At 31.1% G+C, this 22,964-nt stretch carries 22 protein-coding genes; 3 read left to right on the forward strand and 19 right to left on the reverse strand.

The genetic code is table 11. The features are described 5' to 3' along the window. Window positions 1–29: 29 nt before the first annotated feature. From L1S49_RS04845 to L1S49_RS04905, 13 genes are all read right to left on the reverse strand, one after another. The gene (locus L1S49_RS04845) at window positions 30–506 is read right to left on the reverse strand and encodes a PTS sugar transporter subunit IIB (protein WP_073022273.1); all 477 of its coding nucleotides are present in this window, start codon (window positions 504–506) and stop codon (window positions 30–32) included. Beyond that, on the reverse strand, window positions 503–1,585 hold the full coding sequence (locus L1S49_RS04850; RefSeq protein ID WP_073022272.1) for a helix-turn-helix domain-containing protein: 1,083 nt from the start codon (window positions 1,583–1,585) through the stop codon (window positions 503–505). The genes L1S49_RS04845 and L1S49_RS04850 overlap by 4 nt, the downstream gene beginning before the upstream one ends. A gap of 197 nt (window positions 1,586–1,782) precedes the next feature. Then, entirely contained in the window at window positions 1,783–2,667 is an 885-nt protein-coding gene (gene dapA / locus L1S49_RS04855) for a 4-hydroxy-tetrahydrodipicolinate synthase (RefSeq protein WP_238902787.1), read from the reverse strand. A 49-nt stretch (window positions 2,668–2,716) separates the two neighbouring features. Then, window positions 2,717–3,121, reverse strand: a complete 405-nt coding sequence (locus tag L1S49_RS04860; protein ID WP_238902788.1) for a PTS mannose transporter subunit IIAB — start codon at window positions 3,119–3,121, stop codon at window positions 2,717–2,719. 8 nt (window positions 3,122–3,129) lie between these two features. Next, window positions 3,130–3,735, reverse strand: a complete 606-nt coding sequence (locus L1S49_RS04865) for an SIS domain-containing protein (RefSeq protein WP_238902789.1) — start codon at window positions 3,733–3,735, stop codon at window positions 3,130–3,132. Between the two features lie 11 nt (window positions 3,736–3,746). Beyond that, a complete protein-coding gene (locus tag L1S49_RS04870) occupies window positions 3,747–4,676 on the reverse strand; it encodes a phosphoglycerate dehydrogenase (protein WP_238902790.1) in 930 nt (309 codons plus the stop codon). Between the two features lie 95 nt (window positions 4,677–4,771). Beyond that, window positions 4,772–5,620 (reverse strand): PTS system mannose/fructose/sorbose family transporter subunit IID, encoded by an 849-nt coding sequence (locus tag L1S49_RS04875; RefSeq protein ID WP_238902791.1) that lies wholly within the window; start codon window positions 5,618–5,620, stop codon window positions 4,772–4,774. Next, entirely contained in the window at window positions 5,617–6,363 is a 747-nt protein-coding gene (locus L1S49_RS04880) for a PTS sugar transporter subunit IIC (RefSeq protein ID WP_073022267.1), read from the reverse strand. Before L1S49_RS04880 ends, L1S49_RS04875 begins: the two co-directional genes overlap by 4 nt. 23 nt (window positions 6,364–6,386) lie before the next feature. Continuing rightward, window positions 6,387–6,869, reverse strand: coding sequence for a PTS sugar transporter subunit IIB (locus L1S49_RS04885; protein WP_073022266.1), 483 nt, complete (start codon window positions 6,867–6,869; stop codon window positions 6,387–6,389). A 212-nt stretch (window positions 6,870–7,081) separates the two neighbouring features. Beyond that, window positions 7,082–7,720: a ketohydroxyglutarate aldolase gene (locus L1S49_RS04890; protein ID WP_238902792.1), complete on the reverse strand. Its 639-nt coding sequence runs from the start codon at window positions 7,718–7,720 to the stop codon at window positions 7,082–7,084. Window positions 7,721–7,945: 225 nt separating this feature from the next. Further along, a complete protein-coding gene (gene aguB / locus L1S49_RS04895) occupies window positions 7,946–8,815 on the reverse strand; it encodes an N-carbamoylputrescine amidase (protein WP_238902793.1) in 870 nt (289 codons plus the stop codon). A gap of 13 nt (window positions 8,816–8,828) precedes the next feature. Next, the gene (aguA, locus tag L1S49_RS04900) at window positions 8,829–9,914 is read right to left on the reverse strand and encodes an agmatine deiminase (protein ID WP_238902794.1); all 1,086 of its coding nucleotides are present in this window, start codon (window positions 9,912–9,914) and stop codon (window positions 8,829–8,831) included. A gap of 187 nt (window positions 9,915–10,101) precedes the next feature. Beyond that, the gene (locus tag L1S49_RS04905; protein WP_238902795.1) at window positions 10,102–11,547 is read right to left on the reverse strand and encodes a glycoside hydrolase family 1 protein; all 1,446 of its coding nucleotides are present in this window, start codon (window positions 11,545–11,547) and stop codon (window positions 10,102–10,104) included. Between the two features lie 203 nt (window positions 11,548–11,750). Here L1S49_RS04905 and L1S49_RS04910 point away from each other — a divergent pair, with 203 nt between their 5' ends. After that, window positions 11,751–12,749 carry a choloylglycine hydrolase family protein gene (locus L1S49_RS04910; RefSeq protein ID WP_238902796.1) on the forward strand — a complete coding sequence of 333 codons (999 nt, stop codon included), beginning with the start codon at window positions 11,751–11,753 and terminating at the stop codon, window positions 12,747–12,749. A 46-nt stretch (window positions 12,750–12,795) separates the two neighbouring features. Here the strand turns inward: L1S49_RS04910 and L1S49_RS04915 are convergent, their stop codons facing one another. Both L1S49_RS04915 and L1S49_RS04920 read right to left on the reverse strand, forming a co-directional pair. Next, window positions 12,796–14,217: a glycoside hydrolase family 1 protein gene (locus L1S49_RS04915; protein WP_238902797.1), complete on the reverse strand. Its 1,422-nt coding sequence runs from the start codon at window positions 14,215–14,217 to the stop codon at window positions 12,796–12,798. Between the two features lie 111 nt (window positions 14,218–14,328). After that, a complete protein-coding gene (locus L1S49_RS04920; RefSeq protein ID WP_238902798.1) occupies window positions 14,329–14,871 on the reverse strand; it encodes a TetR/AcrR family transcriptional regulator in 543 nt (180 codons plus the stop codon). A gap of 156 nt (window positions 14,872–15,027) precedes the next feature. Here L1S49_RS04920 and L1S49_RS04925 point away from each other — a divergent pair, with 156 nt between their 5' ends. Then, entirely contained in the window at window positions 15,028–15,774 is a 747-nt protein-coding gene (locus L1S49_RS04925) for an EFR1 family ferrodoxin (RefSeq protein ID WP_238902799.1), read from the forward strand. 416 nt (window positions 15,775–16,190) lie between these two features. Here L1S49_RS04925 and L1S49_RS04930 read toward each other — a convergent pair whose 3' ends face one another. Both L1S49_RS04930 and L1S49_RS04935 read right to left on the reverse strand, forming a co-directional pair. Continuing rightward, complete coding sequence (locus L1S49_RS04930; RefSeq protein WP_238902800.1) at window positions 16,191–17,075, reverse strand: ROK family protein; 885 nt, start codon at window positions 17,073–17,075, stop codon at window positions 16,191–16,193. 131 nt (window positions 17,076–17,206) lie between these two features. Beyond that, on the reverse strand, window positions 17,207–19,120 hold the full coding sequence (locus L1S49_RS04935) for an FAD-dependent oxidoreductase (RefSeq protein ID WP_238902801.1): 1,914 nt from the start codon (window positions 19,118–19,120) through the stop codon (window positions 17,207–17,209). Window positions 19,121–19,302: 182 nt separating this feature from the next. Between L1S49_RS04935 and L1S49_RS04940 the strand changes: the two genes are divergently transcribed. Continuing rightward, complete coding sequence (locus tag L1S49_RS04940) at window positions 19,303–20,511, forward strand: helix-turn-helix domain-containing protein (protein ID WP_238902802.1); 1,209 nt, start codon at window positions 19,303–19,305, stop codon at window positions 20,509–20,511. Window positions 20,512–20,567: 56 nt separating this feature from the next. On the opposite strand, the gene L1S49_RS04945 is transcribed toward L1S49_RS04940, so the two are convergent. Beyond that, entirely contained in the window at window positions 20,568–21,413 is an 846-nt protein-coding gene (locus L1S49_RS04945) for an EamA family transporter (protein WP_238902803.1), read from the reverse strand. Between the two features lie 77 nt (window positions 21,414–21,490). Beyond that, window positions 21,491–22,963 (reverse strand): glycoside hydrolase family 1 protein, encoded by a 1,473-nt coding sequence (locus L1S49_RS04950; protein WP_238902804.1) that lies wholly within the window; start codon window positions 22,961–22,963, stop codon window positions 21,491–21,493. Between the last annotated feature and the right edge of the window lies 1 nt (window position 22,964).

The following is a 22,964-nucleotide window of genomic DNA, read 5'->3' on the forward strand; positions in this document are numbered from 1 at the left end:
GTTGGTGCCTATACGCATCAACCTTATTTTTATTCTTTTCTAAATACAGAGTACTCCTTGTTATCCATAGGAGAAGTTTGGAAAAAAAGTTTAATACCTTTTTCCTGAATAAAGCGTATATACTTTATCTCTTTAGCAGAAAAAAAGTCAGAAAGCTTCTTTATAACTATGCGACTTGCTGGATAAGGAATTTGAATTTCATTTACTTTAAATCCTGCCTCTACAGCTTCTTTAGCAACCTCTAAATCCTTAAATATAACCATTAAATTACGTTTTGTACTACTATCTTTCTCTATAAAATCTACCAGTTCTTTTGTAGAAAAAATTTTAACTTTCATTGGCTCTGGAAGACATAGCTTCATTACTTTAATAATGAAAGGGTCATTGCTATAACTTGGATCCACTATTACCACATAATTAGCATTTAAAAATTGACTCCAATTTAAAGCCACTGTGGCATGCAATAATCTTTTATCAATACGTGCAAGCTTAATTTTTGTGCTCATATTTTTTCACCAACCTGTTTCTGTCTTTGATATTCTCTTAATGTATTGGCAATTAATACCATTAAGAACTTTCCTTTAAAATCTCCCCTAATATCAATATTAAAGATTTGCTCATACTTCTTAAGTTTATAAATTAAAGTATTCTTATGTAAAAATAAATCATCTGCAGTTTGAGTAATATTGTAATCATTTATAAGTAATTTATTTGCAATATTAGTAAATTCGTCAATGTCTATCCCTTTTCCTCTATCATTATAAAAATCAAAAATATTTCTTACATCATCTAAATGAATTTTCGAAACAAAATATTCAAATAAATAATCTGTAAAAAATATTGGTTCATCTACCTCATAATTTATATTCTTTTCAAGCCATAAACAATTTTTATAACTTACACTATACTGTTTCAATTTATCTTGGGCAGATCCTACTATATAATAGCAGCCTTGTAGTCCCCAATCTTGTAAACTTCTAATATACTTTTTAAAGAATCTTTTAGCTTCAGTGTTATCCAATCCACTTGGCATATCTTTAAATAACAGTAAACTCCTCTTATTAAGCAATGAGTATATCATTTGTTTGCTATCAGCTCTTAATTTCAAACGCATAATTTCTTCTAGGTTGTGTCCTTTTTGATTAATTATATAAATAGCAGCTCTAGTTTTATTTTCATCAATTCCAAGTCTATTAATTAAATCTAAAATATTATTTAAATCAAATTGCTCTTCATTTAATAGAAACTTAATTAATTCGTCGTCTTTGGTAACCTTTTGCTTCAAAGAACTATTATTTATCTCATACATTAAACGAGTTGTCAAAGAATCAAGTAAAAGGCTACTTATCATCTTAAGATTCTCATCTTCACCTCTTACCCAGATATATCCATAACTTTCCCGCTTAATTTTTATTGCATAAAACACATTATTAATATCAGAACTATCTACATTAAAACACTCACCTACAAACTTTTCTCTACTACAAGATACAACTATTCCTTCTTCATTTAATAGTCCTATAGTGTATTTTTTATTTTCCTGTACAACATTAATAAATTCTTTAAAAATATCAACTAACATCATATTTTTTGCCTTTCTTATTCTGGTTAATTAATATTTTAGCACATGTATATAAAATTGAAGTAATTAGTTTTTATGAACTTTCATAATCCATTATTAGCTCTAATCTTCTACATGATGCCAGCCTGCAAACTAAATAAGTTAAACTGATTCAGATTTTAATATAACATCCACTATTAAAATCTGAATCAATTAACAATCTATAATTTATAATAATTTAGCATTTCTTTAATTTTTTCATCAACTTCTTGATTTACTTCTCTAACAGGTTTTCTTGCAGGTCCCACTTCTGCAATCTTAGCTAGCTCTACTGATCTCTTCATTATTGATGGAACTGTTCCTAATTTTAAAACATCTCTTAAAACATCAATATCTGCTTGAAATTTTTTAGCTTCATCAACAGCATTTGTTTTAAGTGCTTTATCAAGCTTCACTAAAACTTCTGTTATAACATTGCTAGTACCTGCTATTGCTCCAGTAGCTCCTAAACTATAACCTTCTGAAATCTTAGAATCTGACCCTACTAATACATTGAACTCTTTGCCCCTACCAGCTTCAATATATCCTTTTAAATTTTCCAGTTCTCCACTACTATCTTTAATAGCTTTAATATTATCTATCTCTGCTAAACGTCCAGCTACCTCTTTTGAAATATTGCCTCCTGTTAATTTAGGAATGTTATATAATACAATTGGAATTTTTACGGAATCAGCAACATCCTTAAAATGATTATATAATTCTTCATCGCTAGGTTTTATAAAATATGGACTTATAACTGAAAGAGCGTCTGCTCCTATTTCCTCCATCTTTTTAGATAAACGTATAGTTTCTTTTGTTGAACATGCACCTGTACCTACAAAAACAGGAACTCTATGATTAACTATTTCTATTACCTTCTTAGCAAATTCAACCTTCTCTTCTTCATCAATAACGTGAAACTCACCATTACTTCCTAAAATAAAGATTCCATTAACGCCTTTTTCTATTAAATGGTTTATTAAGTCCTCAGTAGCTTTATAATTAATTGATTGTTCTTTATCACGATTAAATGGTGTAACAATTGGTGTAATAATTCCTTCAAACATAACTTTCCTCCTAAATTTTAAACATATTTTACTCTATAAAATGTAGAAACTAATCAAGCATACTATTAGTATGAACTCCACTTTCTTTTAAGTTATTTATACAATTCTCAACTGCTTGTTTCACATCTATCTCTTCAGCATTTGATGTATTAATATAGAGATCTATTAACATAGGTAAGTTTAAACCAGTTATAACATTATGATTATATGATCTAGTCAAAGCAGTAAGTACATTACATGGTGTTCCTCCATATAAATCTACTAAGGCTATTGTCTCTCCTTCTAATTCAGCTAATATATCTTTAACTTGCTGCATAAATTCTTCAAAAGACATTTCAGGTAATAAGGATACTGCTCTAACATTCTCCATTTTACCAACTATCATTTCTGCTGATTTAATGATTTCTTCACCAAATCTTCCATGAGTCCCAATTATAATATTTAAATTTGCCATAAAAACTCCTACTCTCTTTCCATTTCTCTTATACTTTTACCAAGACTTCCACCTGGATGCCACTTTAGGTACTTATCCAAATCTAACTTTTTTTCTTTTTGTAATACTATACTTAAACACTGAAGAATCAATAGCTCCGATAAAATAGATGCACGTGGTGGTTTGTTTAAGCTATCACCTTCTATATTTACATGAGCTACTAAACACACTTCTGAATGTTTAGCTAACCATGATGCACCGTTTCCTGTACAACTAATAATACGAGCTCCATTCATAACTAGAGTCTCTATAGTTGACTTTAGCTCCACAGTTTCTCCACTATTAGATATAGCAATAACAACATCTCCAGCCTTAACCTGACCACTTGAACCATGAACAGCTTCTGTACCATGTAATTCGTAAGCACTTGTCCCTGTACTAGATAGTAAAGAAGCAATATATCCAGCTACATATGATGGTTTGCCTATTCCTGTAACATGAACACGCCCTCCAACTTTCTCACTTTCTAATATTATTTCAGCAGCTTTTTCTACACTTTCTATATCAATGTTATCTAGGTTCTCACCAAACTCTTTTTTAATATTAGTTAAAAACTCTTGTATTTCACTATACATTCTCTCACCAACTAACCTAATAAATTTTGTAGTATAATTTCAGTCGACATTTCACAAGTTCTTTTTTCTGATTCTATTGTTCTTGCCGCTGTATGAGGTGTTAAGACGAAATTATCTAAAGCAAGTAATTTATCATCTTCTGTAGGCGGCTCAGTACTATATACATCAAAGTAAGCTGAACGAATTTCCTTGTTAATTAAAGCTTCATATAAAGCCTCTTCATCAACAATTCCGCCCCTTGCTGCATTAATTAAACAAGCATTACTTTTCATTTTCTTAAATTCTTCTGTAGAAAGCATATTCTTAGTAGATTCTAAAAGAGGTACATGTAAAGATACATAGTCACTTTCAGCAATAATTTCTTCAAAAGATTTCTTTTCTACATTAAATTCTTTAGCAGTTTCATCTGTAATTTCAAAAGCATCATAGGCATATACTTTCATACCTAACCCATTCGCAAAGTTTGCAATGTGCTTTCCGATCATTCCAAATCCAATAATACCTAATGTCTTACCGCTGATTTCTTGTCCTGTAGGTTTGTTCCATTTATGATCTTTAACTTCTTTAGCTGTATTATATAGATTTTTAGCATCTGCAAACATTAATGCTACTACATGTTCTGCTACTGCTTTAGAATTAGATCCAACTGTTCTTCCAACGAAAATACCTTTTTCTTTTGCATAATCTACATCTATGTTATCTGTTCCAACTCCAAATTTACATACAACCTTTAAATTGGGACACTTATCAATTAATTCTTTATCAATTATGTCTACACCAACAATAATTGCATCTGCATCGGAAGCTAAATTATAAAATTCTTCTTTTGTGTATGCCTTTCCAGTATTATTATAATGAACCTCTAACCCCTTAGATTCCATATACCTAACCTTATCTAATCCATAATTGGCAAACCCTCTAGGAGTAATTAAAACTTTCATACCTTCCACTACCTTTCTAACTTAACGTCATATATGCATGCTTAAACACAAAGCAAATTCATATATAGTCATGAATTTGCTTTATGTATCTAAAACTATATAATTCCAAAGAATGTTAAAATTAAAGCCATTATCATAGTAAAAACAATTATACGTAAGTATCTTGGTCCTCTTTTAGTAATATAGAAATACATTCCTAGAACTAAAGTAAATGGTAATAACTTTGGAACCATACCATCTAAAATACTTTGTAAAGATACTTCTGCTGCTGAACTGCTTGTAAATGTCCAAATTGTTTTAAATGAAACATATGATGAAGATAAACACCCAATCATAAATAAGCCAACTATACTAGCAATATCAATAACTTTTTTTATCTTCCCTGAATGTAGAATTTCAAGAACTGCATTTTTTCCTAACTTATAGCCTTTATTTATTAGAAACCATGAATATCCATATGACCATGCTAAATAAATAAGTGCTGGTATAAAAGCTGCAATAACCGAGCCATTAAGTGCCATAGGAACAAATATAGCAAGTGGAATCGTAGCAACTATTCCTTGGTCAACGCTATCACCAATTCCTGCTAATGGTCCCATAAGACCTATCTTTAATGATTGAATCATATCTGGAGTAATATTTTCATTGCCTAAAGCTCTTTGCTCTTCAAGAGAAATAACTATTCCATGAATAAGGCTTCCCCAGTCACAGTTAGTATTAAACATTGATGTATGACGTTTCATAGCTTCCTTAAGTTCCTCTGGGTCATCTTTATAAACTTTTCTTAGTATCTTATTTAATGAATACCCAAAAGCTAATGCTTGCATTCTATCAAAACTTACAGGAACTTCAACTGCTAAATTCCATTTCCACCAAGCTTTGAATAAATCCATTTTGGTAACTATTGTTTTTTGTTCTACTGTATTCTCAACTGCTTGACTCATATTAATTCTCCTTCCTCATTTTGTTTAAATAAAGAAACTATTAGTGCTATACATAAAGCAATAATTGCCCCTGTTAGCATAGAAAATCCTGAAATAGCATGTATGAAGAAACCTAATACGAAAAATGGTATGTATTGCTTCTTACCCATAACTACTAATGTCAAAGCAAATCCTAGTGCTGGTAACATTGCTCCAGCATTTGCAAGTCCGTTCATAAACCAAGTTGGTATTGCTTGAATAAATGCTTGTATTACGCTTGGGCCATAAAGAGTAGCAATAAACACTGGTGTAAAATAAAGAACTCCATTTGTTAACCATGGTAATAAAAATGAGAAAGTAGATAGTTTGTCATACTCTCCAGCTTCTACAAATGCATCGGCCTTAGTATTATAAAAAGAATTAATTGTACGACGAAGGTTGTTAATTAAAACACCTAAAACTCCAAATGGAACAGCAATTGCTATTGCTGCAGCTGGATCTAAGTTATTAATAATTGCGGCTGGAATTGCAATACAAGAAGCTAGTCCTAAGTCATTTGGAATATTTCCTCCAGCTTCTATACCACCCATGTACATTAATTGGATTGTAGCACCATATATAAGTCCTGTTTGAACATCTCCAAAAACTAATCCAATGAAAACACCTAAAATAATTGGTTTACGGAATGCATATGAGAAGAAGTATTGAGCTCTTCCCATTGAAATCCAATAAAGCAAACCTACTAATGCAGCTTTAATAATCATTTATTTTTCCCCCTCTTTTTTAATTAAAGTCTTGTAATAACCTTTTGTAATGCCTCCGATGGGTAATCAGGAGTAGTCTGAAAATAAATATTGATTCCCATTTTTTCAAGGTCTAATAATGTATTAGCATCTTTTTGGTCTAATGTAACTGCATTATGGACAGCTTTTCTACCAGCTCCTCCTCCTAGTCCTCCTATTTGCACTTCCTTTAGATCTAAACCTGCTCTTATAGCATTATCTAGTTCTTGTACACTTTTAAACAAAACCATTACTCTATTTTTTTCAAACTCACTATTTTGTTGAGCTTTTACTGCATCCTCAACTGATAAAATTCTAATCTTTACTCCTTTTGGTGCAGCCATCTTAAACACATCTTGCATAAAATCGTCATGGCTTAATGCCGTATCTATAGTAACGATTTCATTGATTTGACACTGAGTTAACCACCTAGTGATTACCTGTCCATGAATTAATCTAAAGTCTATTCTTGTTAAAGCTATACTCATAATAGCCCTCCTTTCTTGTATGAGTTTATTATAATACAATCGTTTTCTATAAATAAATGTTCGACAACCACAAAAAGGAGAGCTCATTTTCATTCAAAGTACCAAAGTTAAAATCTATATCTTTGTTCTAAAAGACTAGTTTAAAGAATAACTATATAAACTAAAAATTCCCCCTAACATAACTGTTAGAAGGAATTTTCAAGATTCATTTATTAATTATTCTTATTACGATATTCTGTAATTATAGATTTAATTTTAGATGCATTTTCTGCGATCTGCTCTGATGTCCCTTGTGTTAATAATCCACCAAACCCACAAAGATCAACGCCATTTTCTAACCATACAGGGAGATTGTCTAAAGTAATTCCTCCACTAGCTAGAATAGGCATATTAGGAATAGGTGTTTTAAATACTTTAACTAACTTTGATCCATAGAAGTCTGAGATTGGAAATGCCTTTACAAAAGATGCCCCCATACTTAATGCATCAATAGCCTCAGTAAGAGAAGTACATCCAGGGGCATATGGAATCTGATATCTATTGCATACCTTTGCTGTTTCTGGGCAGTAATTTGGTGCAATAATAAACTTGGCTCCTTTTAATATAGCATGTCTAGCTGTTTCAGGATCTAAAACTGTTCCCGCACCTACACACAAATCATCTCCATACTTTTTAACTAAACCTTCAATAATATCTCCAGCATTATTTAATGTAAAGCTCATTTCCATAACTGGAACTCCGCCTTTTATACATCCATCAGCTATCTCACAAGCTCTTTCAATAGTCTCAGCTCTAACAATAGCTAATGCAACTGATTCATACATTTGATTTAGAATATCCATTTTTTTCATTATAATTCACCTCTTACCTATTATTTTATAGGTTCCATCTAAATTCACAATGGTACAGCAAACCAATTATATTTTATTATTTTGTGATATTAAACGAATTTTAAATACTTTTATCTACTACTATCAATCTTATTTGTTAACTAAAACAATATGAAAATAAAGAGTCTTCTTAAAAGAATATAGTGTATAGATATTAGTATCCATACACTATAATTTATCTAAATATTATAAACTTCCATCCTTAGTTGATATTGTACCATATAAGGATGGTCTTCTATCTCTAAATATTCCCCAGAAGCTTCTTTCTTCAGCTATTTTATCCAAGTCAAAAGTTGCAGTTAAAACTGTCTCTTCTTCTCGATTAGCTTCCACAACTTTTTCTCCAAATTCATTTGTTATAAAAGATGAACCGTAAAAAGTTATTTGTGAATCTTGTATATGTTCAGTTCCAATTCTATTCGAAGCTATAACTGGAACTATATTAGCAGCAGAATGTCCTTGCATAACTCTTTGCCAGTGATCTCTAGAGTCATATTCTGGTTTTGATGGTTCTGAACCTATGGCTGTTGGATAAAATATAAGTTCTGCTCCCATTAATGCTAAACTACGAGCTGTTTCTGGGAACCATTGATCCCAACATATGCCTATACCTATAGTACCATATTTTGTTTTAAATACTTTAAAACCTGTATCCCCTGGTGAAAAATAGAACTTCTCATTATATCCTGGTCCATCTGGAATATGAGTTTTTCTATAAGTTCCTAAAACCTCTCCATCAGCATCTATAACCACTAAAGAGTTATAGTACATGTTGTTTTTCTTTTCAAAGAAACTTATAGGTAATACTACTTGAAGCTCTTTAGCTAACTTTTTAAAGTGATTTACAGCATCACTGTCTTCAAGAGTTTTGGCAAGCTTAAAATAATCTTCAACTTGCTTTTGGCAAAAATATAGATTTTCAAAAAGTTCTTGTAAAAGTACAATATTAGCACCTTTTTTTACTGCTTCTCTTACTAATCTTTCTCCGTTTTTTATGTTATCCGCTACAACATCTGTACATTTCATCTGAGTAGCTCCAACTATTACATTTCTCATCTTTATCCTCCCTTTATTTAGGTTGTTGTTGTGTTATACAGTGGATATTTCCCCCACCTAATATAATTTCCCTAGAATAGACAGGCACTATCTCTCTTTCTGGGAATATTTTTTCTAAAGTCTTGATAGCTAATTCATCCTTTTCATCGTTGAAAACAGGCATTATAATAGCTTTATTACATATTAAGAAGTTAACATAGGAAGCTGGTAGTGGGTCATCTAATTCTATTTCTCTAGTACCCTCTAAATGTATGAGCCCTTCTTTTTCTTCATTAGTAAAATATATAGGTTGTGGAAGTATTAATTTATGCACTACTAAACTTCTACCTTTAGCATCTTTCTCCTTAGTTAATACTTCATAAGCATCTCTACAAATTTTATAGTTTGGACTCTTTTCATCATCAGTCCATGATAGTATAACCTCTCCTGGTCTTGCAAAGCAACAAATATTATCTATATGACCATCAGTTTCATCATTAAATAAACCCTCTTCAAGCCATATAATCTTTTCTACATTCAAATACTCAATTAAGTAATTTTCAATCTGTCTTTGGGTTAAATCAGGGTTTCTATTTTTATTAAGTAGACATTGCTTTGTCGTAAGAAGAGTTCCTTCTCCATCAACATGTATAGAGCCACCTTCCAAAATAAAGTTTTCAGTTCTATATCTTTCTTTTGAAGAAAACTCTAATATTTCCTTAGCAACCTTATCATCATTATCCCATGAAGAATAAAGTCCTCCAGCAAGTCCTCCCCATGCATTAAACTTCCAGTCCACTCCTCTAACTTCACCCTTATCATTTTTAACAAAAGTTGGTCCAACATCTCTAGCCCATGAGTCGTCATGAGACATCTTTACTACCTGTACATTTTTATCCAATAATGTTATTGCTTTATCATAGTATTCTTTTGATACACCAACAACTATCTCTTGAAATCTGCCTATGGCATTTGCTACCTCTGCAAAGGTTCTTTGAGCATTTTCAGCATTATGATGCCATATATCTCCTCTTTCTGGCCAAAGCATATAACATTTTTCTTGTTCTTCAAATTCTCCTGGCATCCAAAATCCATCATTTTTTGGCGTTGAATTTAACATATTTGTCCTCCATTTCAAAGAAAAAGAATAAGATACTTATCTTACTCTTTAAATACAATTTTATATAAATTAGTATTTCCCTATTTTGATTTATAATCTATTATACTAATAAAATTATTAAATTTAAACTAAAAAGTTGCAAGAATCATTGTGTAATAATTCTTGCAGCTTACATTAAAATATTATTTTATAATTCTTCACCATTTGTCTCTATAACTTTTTTATACCAGTAGAAAGATTTTTTAGGTTTTCTTCCTAAATCTCCATTACCATCATTGTCTTTATCAACATATATAAAGCCGTATCTCTTTTTCATTTCTCCTGTAGATGCACTTACCAAGTCTATACATCCCCACATAGTATAGCCCATAAGGTCAACACCGTTTTCCACAGCCTTTTCCATTTCAATTATATGATCTTTTAAATATTCTATTCTGTAATCATCATTTATTGATCCATCTTCTTCTACAACGTCTACGGCACCTAGCCCATTTTCAACCACCATAACTGGTATTTGATATCTATCATAAATATGATTTAAAGTCCAGTTTAATCCTTTAGGATCAATTTGCCATCCCCAATCAGAAGCTTTTAAATATGGATTTTTAATTCCTCCCATTAAGTTACCTTTAGCTTCTTCTTGTTTAACTGGATCAGCACTTACACAGTTAGACATATAATAACTAAATGAATAAAAATCTACACAACCTTCTTTAAGTATTTTATCGTCTCCATCTTCCATTTTTATGTTAATTCCATTTTCCTTAAAGAACTTTTTCGCAAAGCCAGGATAATATCCTCTTACTTGAACATCTCCACATAACATATTTTGAAGCTGATCTTTTTCTTGAGCAAGTAATATATCGTCTGGATTACATGTAAATGGGTAAAGAGTCATGTAAGCAATCATACATCCTACTTTAAAATTAGGATTTATTTCATGTGCTAATTTTACAACCTTTGCACTAGCAATAAATTGATGATGAAGTGCTTGGAATCTTACGTTAGGATTATCCTTTATTCCATTAGATAATTCGCTATTATCGTCTCCATTAAGAAGTATTCCACCGCCCATAAAAGCTCCCATAGGCATTGTTAATATGTTTATTTCATTAAATGTAAGCCAATATTTAACCTTATCTTTATATCTTTTAAATATAGTATCGCAATATCTAACATAACAATCTATTACTTCTCTTGAAGCCCATCCATTGTATTTTTTAGTAAGTCCATAAGGAGTTTCATAGTGAGATATAGTTACTAAAGGCTCTATTCCTTGCTTTAACAATTCATCAAAAACATTATCATAGAATTTTAATCCCTCTTCATTTGGTTCAAGTTCATCTCCATTAGGAAAAATTCTTGTCCAGTTTATGGACATACGAAATGTTTTAAAGCCCATTTCTCCAAACATTTTAATATCTTCTTTATAATGATGATAAAAATCTATAGCTTCATGACTTGGATAATATGTTCCTTCTTCAATAACAGGAGTAATACGTCTAGGAGTTGTATGTGTTCCTCCAGTCATCATATCAGATGTACTTGGCCCTTTTCCGCCTTCTTTCCATCCACCTTCAAATTGGTTTGCAGCCGTAGCTCCTCCCCATAGGAATCCTTCTTTCATTTTCATGATTTAATCCTCCTTAAATTTTTCAAATAAAATCTTATTAATATTATTATATCCTTTACATAGTTTAATTAATTTCAAAATATGAAAGGAAATTTCAAAACACAAAAAACAATTAGTAAAAGATAGAAAATTCTTTTTAACATCACCATCTAGAATTGAATATGATTAAATTATAAGCATTCGAATTTTTGAAAGGAGGTTTTATGTGTACAGCAATAACTCTACAATCTAAACAGAATGAAAACTATTTAGGTCGTAACATGGACTTCTCTTATATAATTGATCCAGAAATCTATATTGTTCCTAAAAACTATACTTGGAAGAATATATTAAACACCAGTACATTTAGGGATTATTACAGTTTTATTGCTATTGGTCAGGAAGTAGATGGGCTTTTAGATTTTTTTGATGGCGTAAATGAAAAAGGCTTTGCGGCAGCTGCATTATATTTTCCTGGTTATGCTAATTATGATTTACCCATGCTTTATACAAAAAAAGAGAACGACATTGTAGCCTCTATGAGTTTTCTTCATTATATATTAGGAAGAGCAAAGTCTGTAGATGAACTTTACGAAATACTTAGGGACGTATCTATAGTAGGGTTTGAAGATCCTATAACTGAAATAGCAGCTCCTCTACATTGGATAGCAACTGATAGAAGCGGTAAATGTGTTGTAATAGAAAAAACGGAGATTGGACTAACTATATTTGAAAATCCTATTGGGGTTTTGGCAAATAGCCCTGATTTCTCATGGCATATGACTAATTTAAGAAATTATACAACCCTATCACCTAGACAAACTAGCGAAACATATTGGGGTAATATAATACTACGACCTTTTGGTCATTCATCAGGAGCATCTATGTTGCCTGGAGGTTATACTTCTCCTGAGAGATTTGTAAAAACAGCTTATCAAAAAACACATTTAGAAATTCCTGAAAATCCTTTAGAAGTGATATCAACATGTTTTCATATATTAGACAGCGTTGCACTTCCAAAAGGAACTGTAATAACAGATAAAAATACTTATGATTTCACAAAATATATATCCTTTATGAACACCAAAACCTGTGAATATTACTTCAAAACCTACGAAAACAATCAGATAATAAAAGCTAGCCTCTTTGATAACAATAAAAAAAGCAAATCCCCCTTCTCTCTTGGCAAACTTATAAGACCAAGTAAATTTGAAAGTATATAAAATAAAGGTGCTAAACACGGTTTAAGTGTTAGCACCTTTAATATTATTATTTATTAGTTAAATCTTTTCCATTAGAAGCTATAACTTTTTTATACCAGTAGAATGACTTCTTAGGTATTCTCTTTAAATCTTTAAGATCAAAGTTCCCTCTATTTACATAGATAAATCCATATCTCTTATCAAAACCTTCATGAGTTGATATTAAGTCAACTGCTGACCATGGACAATAGCCCATCATATCTACTCCATCATTAATAGCTAATTGCATTTGCTCTATATGGTCTTGTAAATATTTAATACGGTAATCATCTTTAATTGTTCCATCTTCTTCTAATTTATCGTAAGCACCTAAACCATTTTCTGTGATTATTATTGGTAGATGGTAACGTGAATAAACTTCATTTAATGTATTACGGAAACCAATTGGATCAATTTCCCAACCAAACTCTGTTTTTGGAAGATTAGGGTTTTTAACTCCACGGAATACTCCTGGTAAAGAGAAGGCTGTTTGTTGGTCAACCTTTCCTTCAGCTGTAGCTTCCTCTACTGGATAATATTCAGCTGTTGCAGTACTATAGTAATTAAAAGCTATAAAGTCTGGTTTAGCACTTTTTAGGATTTCCATATCCCCTTCTTGAATTTCAGGAGTTGCATCCATAGTTTCAAGTATGCTCCATACTCTAGCATTGTAAACTCCATAAACAGCCATATCTAAATACATCCAGTTTCTTATAGCACTTAAAGTATTAGCAGCTGCTATATCTTCTGGTTTATTTGAGTTTGGATATACTGATGATATGTTTGGTGCTGGACCTATCTTAGCATGTGGAAGCATTTCATGACATAAAATCATAGCTTTTGCTTGTGCTAACATCATATAATGATTTTGTTGATATAAAGCCTTTTGAACATTATCAATGCCTTTAACATTAAGAGTTCCTATAACATTACCCATAAGAATCATAACATTTTGCTCATTTATAGTTAACCAATACTTAACTCTATCTCCAAAGTTCTCATACATAACTTTTGCAAAATACACAAATGCTTCTGCAGTATCTGGGTTAGACCAACCACCATTTTCATCAAGAGCTGCTGGTAAGTCAAAATGATACATTGTAACTAAAGGTTCTATATTATATTTTAAACATTCGTTTATTACATTATTATAGTATTCTATTCCTTGTGGATTTACTTCTCCAACTCCCTTAGGAATTATACGAGACCATGCTATGGAAAATCTATAAGTTTTAAAACCCATTTCAGCCATTAGTGCAATATCTTCTTTATAATGATGATATTGATCACTAGCAACCTTAAAATCTGCTGTTCCTTCTGGTATTACTTTTACGTCTTGAACAGATGGTCCTTTTCCATATTCTAAACTTGCACCTTCTACTTGATAAGCTGATGTTGATGCTCCCCATAAAAAGTCTTTTGGAAAATCTTTATTTTTTAAATTAGACATACAAATCCTCCTTAGATTTCATTTTCTATCTAATAATATTTGATTATGTCTCTATTTTAATACAAATGGACAAGATTTATTTTCAAAAAGTGAAAAATATTCCTTTAAATATTAACACTCAAACTTTGTAAGTACATGATTAAGCATTTCTGATACTGATTTACTAGGCATTTTCATTCCTTCTTTTAACCATGCCTCAAGAACACCAAACGCTCCAGAAACAATAAAAAGAACTTCTGCCTTATCTAATTCAGTAATAGTATCTACCTCACTTGAAATTAATTTTTGATTAAAAAAATATTTTATCTTTTCAAGTATCCTTCCGCCATTTTCTATTCTTGTAAGTATAAGAAAACTTTCTCGATTTTCTTCCATATAATCAGTTACTGTTCCCGTGAACTTTAGCATATTTGAAGAATTACCACAGGGGTAAGAAGTATCATACAAAATCTCAAGATTATGAATTAACTCATTCTCAAGGTGTTCCATTAATTCATAAACATCCTTATAATGCAGATAGAATGTTCCTCTCCCTAGATCTGCAAGTTTTGATATTTCAACAACGCTAATTCTATTAATACTTTTCTCTTTTAAAAGTTCTAAAAAAGCATTACGAATAGCTCGCTTCGTTTTTATTGATCGTCTATCTTCCATGAGTGCACCCTTTCCTGTACAATTTATCAATAAATGTTCATATATAAACACTTATTGATAAATTGCCGATTGAGACAAATATTATCATAAAGTATAATAGACACATGTTCAATAGTCAATACATGTTTATAAATCATATAAGTTGAGGTGATTAGTATGATTCTATTTTTTAGTGGAACTGGAAACAGTCAATATGTAGCAAAAATACTTGCAGAAAAAACAAATGATGATATTGTTTCTATAAATAAGCTTTTGAAACAAGGAAACCAAAAACAACTTGTCTCACAAGGCAAACCCTTTGTCTTTGTATGCCCTACTTATGCCTGGAGAATACCCAAAGTAGTAGAAGATTTCATAAAATCAGTTGATTTTTCAGGCAGCAATAAAGTATATTTTATCCTAACCTGTGGACTATCTACATCTAATGCACTAGGATATATAAAACAGTTATGCACGGTAAAAGGGTTTGAATTACAGGGATTTGCAGATATCGTTATGCCTGAGAACTATATAGCTATGTACAACGCTCCAGATAAAGTTACAGCAGAGAAAATAATTCAAAAAAGTATGCCAAAAATACTTAAGATTGCAGAAGATATTCGTGATGAAATACCTTTTCCTGTCCGTACTACAAAACCATCATTAAAAAGTGGTATTGTAAATACAGTTTTCTACAAATTCTTTGTTAAATCAAAGGGATTTTATACAACTGAAAAATGTATAGGCTGTAAAAAATGTGTTCAATTATGCCCTCTTAATAATATAGAAATGAAAGAAAATAAACCTAGTTGGCAAAATAACTGTACCCATTGCATGGCATGTATCTCAGGTTGTCCAACATTAGCAATTGAATATAAAAACAAAACTCAAGGTAAACCAAGATATTATTTAGAGTGTAAATAATATAAAAACCTCCAATCCATATTTAATTCTATGGATTGGAGGTTTTACGATTGTGTAATAAAAAAGGGAGATTACTCCTCACCCCCCTTTACATAAAAAGATACAGTAACATTAGTACCACACACATAGCTAACATTAATAAACTTTGTAGTAAATGCTTTACTAATTTAAAAAGTACTGACTTCATACTCTTCGCTCCCTAGTTAAAATATCCTCACCTTATTTATATAACTTTAATTATAGATCTATGATACTATTCTCCTAGAAACAAAGAATTTCTTCTACTATCCAATTAAAATTTGCGTTCATGTAAAATATATCCTAAATGTTGAAGTTAGCTCTAAGTCAATTGATTCTCATATTTTGAAAATAGAAAAGTGATGAAAATCCAAATGAATTTTCATCACCTCCCAATATCAAAGTTCCTCTTGTATATAGTTATAATACGCTCCATAAATATTAGCATCATTACCTAATTCACTTTGCTCTACTATAATCTCCGGAGTATACATTCCTGGTATTGTATTTAACTCAGTTGCAATAGCTTGTATCTTTTCAGTTAGAATTTTTTGAGCACTAATTCCACCACCAATAATAATCTTCTTAGGGTCTAAAATAACTTGAATATTTACTATTTGTACAGCAATTTTTTTACAAAAGCTATTAAAAGCCTCTACAGCAATTTCATCCTCTTCTTCAATTAACTTAAATAAGTCAATTCCATCAAATTCACCTTCGATTCCCTTAGCTAACTTCACCCTTTTAACAAGACCTACACTGCTTCCCTTAGCACCCCATGCATTTCTGAAGTTTTCTGGGTTTTCATCATTAGTTCTTACAAATGAGAACTCTCCTGCGGATAAATGCTCTCCTTTTAATAGTTTTCCATTAGCAATTATTCCTCCACCAATTCCTGTTCCAATAACTATTACTACACCATCTTCACAGCCTTGAAGTTTCCCCTTATATAACTCTCCAAGTGCAGCACACTTACCATCATTTTCTATAGCTATCTTCACCTTATATCTTTCTTGCAAGAAAGTTTTCATATTAAAGTCTTTAATAAAACTTAAAGATCCTCCATGTTTCATAAGTCCAGTTTTAGAGTTAACTATCCCAGGTATACTTATCGCTATTCCTGCTGGCTTTACCTCATTAACAATCTTATCTATTGTAGCTGTAAACTCATCTAAAGATTTTGTATAAGTAGGCGCCTTATCTCTATATATTATTTCATCATTTTCCATAACAACAATCTTTATAGCTGACCCACCAATGTCCATAACTAATATTTTGTTCATAAATTCTCCCCCTTGTATAAAAAAATACGTCCACAGATATAATAAAATTATACCCGTGAACGTAAAATTCCACAAAGATTTTATGCTATTCTATTAACTTGACTGAACCATAACATCAAATAATATTCATATTATAAATTTAACGCCACATTAGCAGCAGCATCAACAGCCTCAGCAATACTCTTTACTTTTCCATTAACTGCATCTCCAATTAAATATAATTCCTTAACTTGATCTTTTAGCTCTTCTTCTAGTGGGTTATAAGACTTAGTTCCCATTGCAAGTACTACCATGTCATAACCAGATAGTGTTAACTCTTCATTATTTTTAGTACATATTGCACCATCAGTAGTAAACTTCTCAACTTTTGCTCCAGTTATTATTTCTATATTATTTTCTTTTATTGCCTTAAGTAAGAAGAACTTAACGCTATGTCCAATTTCTTTACCTACTTCATCCATCATTTCTACTACTGTTGATTGTCTTAATTGTGAAGCTAAGAATTCAGCAGTTTCTAATCCTACTAAGCCTCCACCAATCACAAGCACACGATTGCCAGCCTGTACTTTTCCCCCTAGTATATCTAATGCTTGAACAACAGGAATGCCATCATTTTTAATATTAGGTTGTATTGGCTTTGCACCTGTAGCTAAAACAACTGCATCTGGATTAAGTTCCTTGATATTTTCTTTAGTTGCCTCAAAGTTCAACTTAATATCCACTCCATATTTTTTACACATAGTTATATAATATTTTACTGCACGAGATAGTTCTCCCTTCTTAGGAGGAACACATCCATAGACAATTTGACCACCGAGTTTATCAGTCTTTTCTAATAAAGTAACTTTATGTCCACAAGCTGCTGATAACCATGCTGTTTCTAATCCTCCAACACCGCCACCAACTATAACAACATTTTTAGGTGAATCTGATTTTTTAATCTTCATAGTTGTTTCATGTCCTGAAAGTGGATTAAATGCACATGATATCCCTTCAAAACTACTATTTCCTTGGCATCGAGTATTACATCCTACACAAGGAGAAATCTCATCAATAATTCCTTCTTTCACTTTATTAGGGAATTCAGCATCTGCTATACTTGTTCTTCCTAATGCCACAAAATCACAAAGTCCATCTTCAATAGCAGCATCCATAAGGATAGGATCATTAAGTCTACCAACTGAAATAATAGGAATATTAACTGCCTTTTTTATTACTTCTGCGGCAGAAATATTAAATCCTAAATCCGCTGGATATGGAGCAACCATAAACTGTGGAGTTGCATATACTCCTGTTGAAACATTAAATGCATCAACACCAGCTTCTTCTAATAACTTAGCTAAGATAGCAGTTTCATTTAATCTTCTTCCACTATCAACAAGCTCATCTCCACTCAATCTCATACAAATTGGGAAATCATCCCCACACTTTTTCTTTATATTTTTAACAATATCAACACCAAACTTAGCACGACCTGTTATATCTCCACCAAATTCATCTGTACGTCTATTTACATAAGCAGACATAAATTGAGTTGGTAAATACCCATGCCCAGCATGAATTTCAATACCATCAAAGCCAGCTTTCTTTGCTCTTAACGCAGCATCTCCGAATTTTTCTATAAGTTCATAAACCTCTTCAGTAGTTAATTCCCTTGGAAGTTCACGATTAACAGGACATGGTATTGGGGAAGCAGAAACCGGTTGTCCATTTATAACATAGCTATTGGTTTCGCGACCTGCATGATGTATCTGCATAAATATCTTAGTTCCGTAATTATGAACACCTTCTGGCAATTTAGATAACATTGGTATTATATCATCATTATCAAGAACAACCTCCCCAGGAACAGCTTTTCCAAGAGAATCAACTGCAAAAAATTCAGTTATAATTAATCCAAATCCTCCTTTAGCACGTTCTGAGTACCATGCAACAGTAACATCATCTACAGTTCCATTTTCATTAACTCCCATTCCTGGCATAACAAAACGATTTTGTAACTCTAACTTACCGATTTTGTGAGGGCTTAACACACTTTTAAACATTTAAACTCTTCTCCTTTATTTGTTTTTTCTAAAGTTAGTAATATAATATATTTGTTACACATTATTTATTAGATAAATATTTAACAAATACTTATTTACATTTTAAAATACATAAGCATCTTTGTATTGCATTATAGTTGTCCTAATTGTAGATTTGTTGCAATTAATGGAGGGAGTTAAAAATGGTTGATATTATAAAGCTTTGTGAGTATTTATATAATTCTATGCATTTTCCAATTTATATTTACAACGATACCAGAGACTTAATTGCTCATTTTCCTAAGCAAAAAAATGATACATTGCCTGCATCAGAATATCTATCAAGATTGTGGAATATATATCAAGTTGTTTCTTATATAGAAATTTCCGCTTTCTCCTATTATGGGTGTGTTAAAGTAAAAAATAGTGGAATTAGTATTATTATAGGCCCCATAAATCCTCTACCCTATACTAAAGATACTTTATTTATTATGCATAAAGATTTTCTTATTGAAGATTCAAAAAAAGAATCCTTTAATAATTTTCTTTACAATATCCCTACAAGGGATTTAGATGATTTTATTAATGATCTTTTGCTTATCAATTACATGACAAATAACACACAAATTTCACCTACTGATATAATACATATTTCAAATCCATTATTAAACAATGATATTAACTCTAAATATTATGAAAAAGTATTTTCATCAATAGACGAAAATCTTGTAAATACTAACTACGAAATTGAGAAGGAATTATACGATTATATAGAAGCTGGTAATATAAAAAAGTTAGACATGTTTTATAAAAATATATCCTATGCTAATTATGATACTGGAACAACATCTAGCAATTATTTAAGGCATAAAAAGAACAATTTTATAACTGGTATATCTCTAATTACACGAGCTGCAATAAGAGGAGGTTTCCCCCCTAATAGTGCTTATAGATTATCTGATATTTATCTACAGCAAATTGAACCATTAAGTGATGCAAGCGCTGTTGATTCGCTTTTAATTCAAGCAACTTATGATTATGCTAATCGTGTAGCAAAATTTAAGATACCTATTGTGGCAAATAAATTATTCTATGAGGTCTCAAAGTATGTTAATGAAAACGTCTATAAGGACATTAATGTTTCTGATGTAGCTAAGTATCTTCATTTCAATAGATCTTATCTTTCCCATAGATTTAAAAGTGAGTTTGGAATGACCTTAGGTAAGTATATTCAAAGCTGCAAACTTGAAGAAAGTGAAAACTTATTAAAATATTCAAATAAAAGTATAAGTGAAATTAGTAGTTTGTTATGTTTTTCAAGTCAAAGTCATTTTCAAAATGCTTTCAAAAAGAAACTAGGAGTAACACCTCAAACATATAGAAATTCAGAACATAGAACAAATAAAAAATAAGCAGTGGATAATATATAATATCCATTGCTTATTTTTTATCTATGAATCCAAGCGTTCTAATCCTTACCACTATTAACAATCCAAATTCCTAAAAGTACAAATAAAACTCCTATTAACGTAGATATTTTTAAACTCTCATGTAAAAATAAATAACTAGATATAATTCCAACTATAGGTACTAATAATAAAGATATAGATGCTTTACTTGCTTTAACTTTAGTTAAAATATCACACCATAGTACAAAAGCTAATGCAGATGCTATAATTCCTGAAAATAATATGTATCCTATTGACATTACACTCCACTGTGATTGTCCATTTTCAAAGCAAAAAGAATATAAAAATAATGCAGCTGCTCCTATTGCCATTTGCCAAGCAGTGAATTGAATCTTATCACAATCTTGTAGTTTCTTTTTAATTATGATATTAGATATTGCCCAAGCAATTGCAGATGTTAATGCAAGAACTAGTGCCCATACACTCCCATCCAATTGAGTGATGTTTAGTGCAAAAAATAATCCTATAATACCTACAATAATTCCTATCAACTTTCTAATAGTTAGCTGTTCTTCTGGAATAAAAAAGTGTGCTAGTATACAAAAAAATAATGGCATACTATATGTAAGAACTGATACAATCCCAGCACTAATATGATTTAAAGATATCTGTATCGCTAAATTAAAATATGTTGTCTGTAGTATCCCACATAAAATAAACCACTTTAAATTCTTTTTAGTTGGTAAAGGAATCTTTTTTAAATATACAACAAAAAAAAGCACAGCTGCACCAACAAAAAATCTAAATCCCGCAAATAAAACTGGCGGAAATGCACCATTTGCTGATTTCATAACTACAAAATTAAAGCCCCAAATTAAACATAAAATCAATATCATTCCGTTCATATATAAAAATCCCCCTATTTATAAATTATATATAATTAAGTCATGATCATTAAAATTAATGACCATGACTATTAAAACTACTCTAAGTCAGCCCCATTAGTGCTAATAACTTTCTTGTACCAATCAAAGCTTTTCTTTTTACTTCTTTTATAGGTTCCATTTCCTAAATCATCTGCATCTACATAAATGAAGCCATAACGCTTACTCATTTGAGATGTTGATGCACTTACAATATCAATACACGCCCATGAGGTATATCCCATACATTCTACCCCCTCATCAATAGCAAGTCCAATTTGCTCAAAATGATTTCTAAAGTATTCAATACGGTAATCATCATTGATAGAACCATCATCTTCAACCTTATCATAAGAACCAATTCCATTTTCAACAATCCATAATGGCTTACGATAACGATCATATAAATCAATTAATGAAATACGTAATCCCTTTGGATCTACTTGCCATCCCCACTCACTTATAGGAAGATATGGATTTTTAACTCCTGTAACTAGGTTTCCACCTACTTTTTCACGTTGATCTGCATTTATACTTTGTACCATTGACATGTAATAACTGAATGAAATAAAATCTGATGTATATTGTTTTAAGATTTCTTTATCTCCTTCAAGCATTTTTACTTCTATATTATTTTTCTTTAAATAATGTAGTAGATGTCTTGGATACTCTCCTAAAACCTGTACATCTGTATAAACAAAATTATTTCTGTTATCTCTCTGAGCTAATATAACATCATCTGGATTACATGTTTCTGCATAAGTTAATGTCTTTGTAACCATACATCCAACTTGTGAATTCGGTATTATTTCATGACAATATTTAGTAGCTAAAGCTGCTGCCACAAACTGATGATGAAGTGCTTGATGAATCGCTTGTTCTGCCTCTTTCTTGCTAGAATATTTGTCTTCCACAACACCTACTGTTGTAAATGCATGACGGAATACACTATCTATTTCATTAAATGTTAGCCAGTATTTAACTAAATCTTTATAACGATTAAAACATACTTTAGCATACTTCACAAACATATCAACTAACTCACGAGATACCCACCCATCATAATTATTTACTAAGTATAACGGCATTTCATAATGAGATAAAGTGACTAATGGCTCAATATCATTTGCTCTTAATTCCTTAAAAAGATCTTCATAAAACTGTAGTCCTTTTTCATTTGGTTCTTCTTCAGTACCATTAGGGAATATTCTAGCCCATCCTATAGATACACGTAGAGTTTTAAATCCCATTTCTTTAAATAATGCTATATCTTCTTTATATTTATTATAGAAATCAATACCTCTACGTTTAGGATAATAAAGATCATCCTCAGCTTTCATAGCGTTTTCTATATCCTCTGATCCTATATGCCATTGTTTAACATAGTCCTTAATATCAATATCAGGCTTATACATAGCAACATCAGCTACTGACATCCCTTTTCCATCAACATTCCAAGCTCCTTCTGCTTGATTTGCAGCAATTGCGCCTCCCCATAAAAATCCTTCTGGAAATAATGTCTTTTTAGTCATA

Origin of the sequence: Clostridium sp. YIM B02506 (assembly GCF_022324845.1) — a bacterium.
Classification (GTDB): domain Bacteria; phylum Bacillota; class Clostridia; order Clostridiales; family Clostridiaceae; genus Clostridium_T; species Clostridium_T intestinale.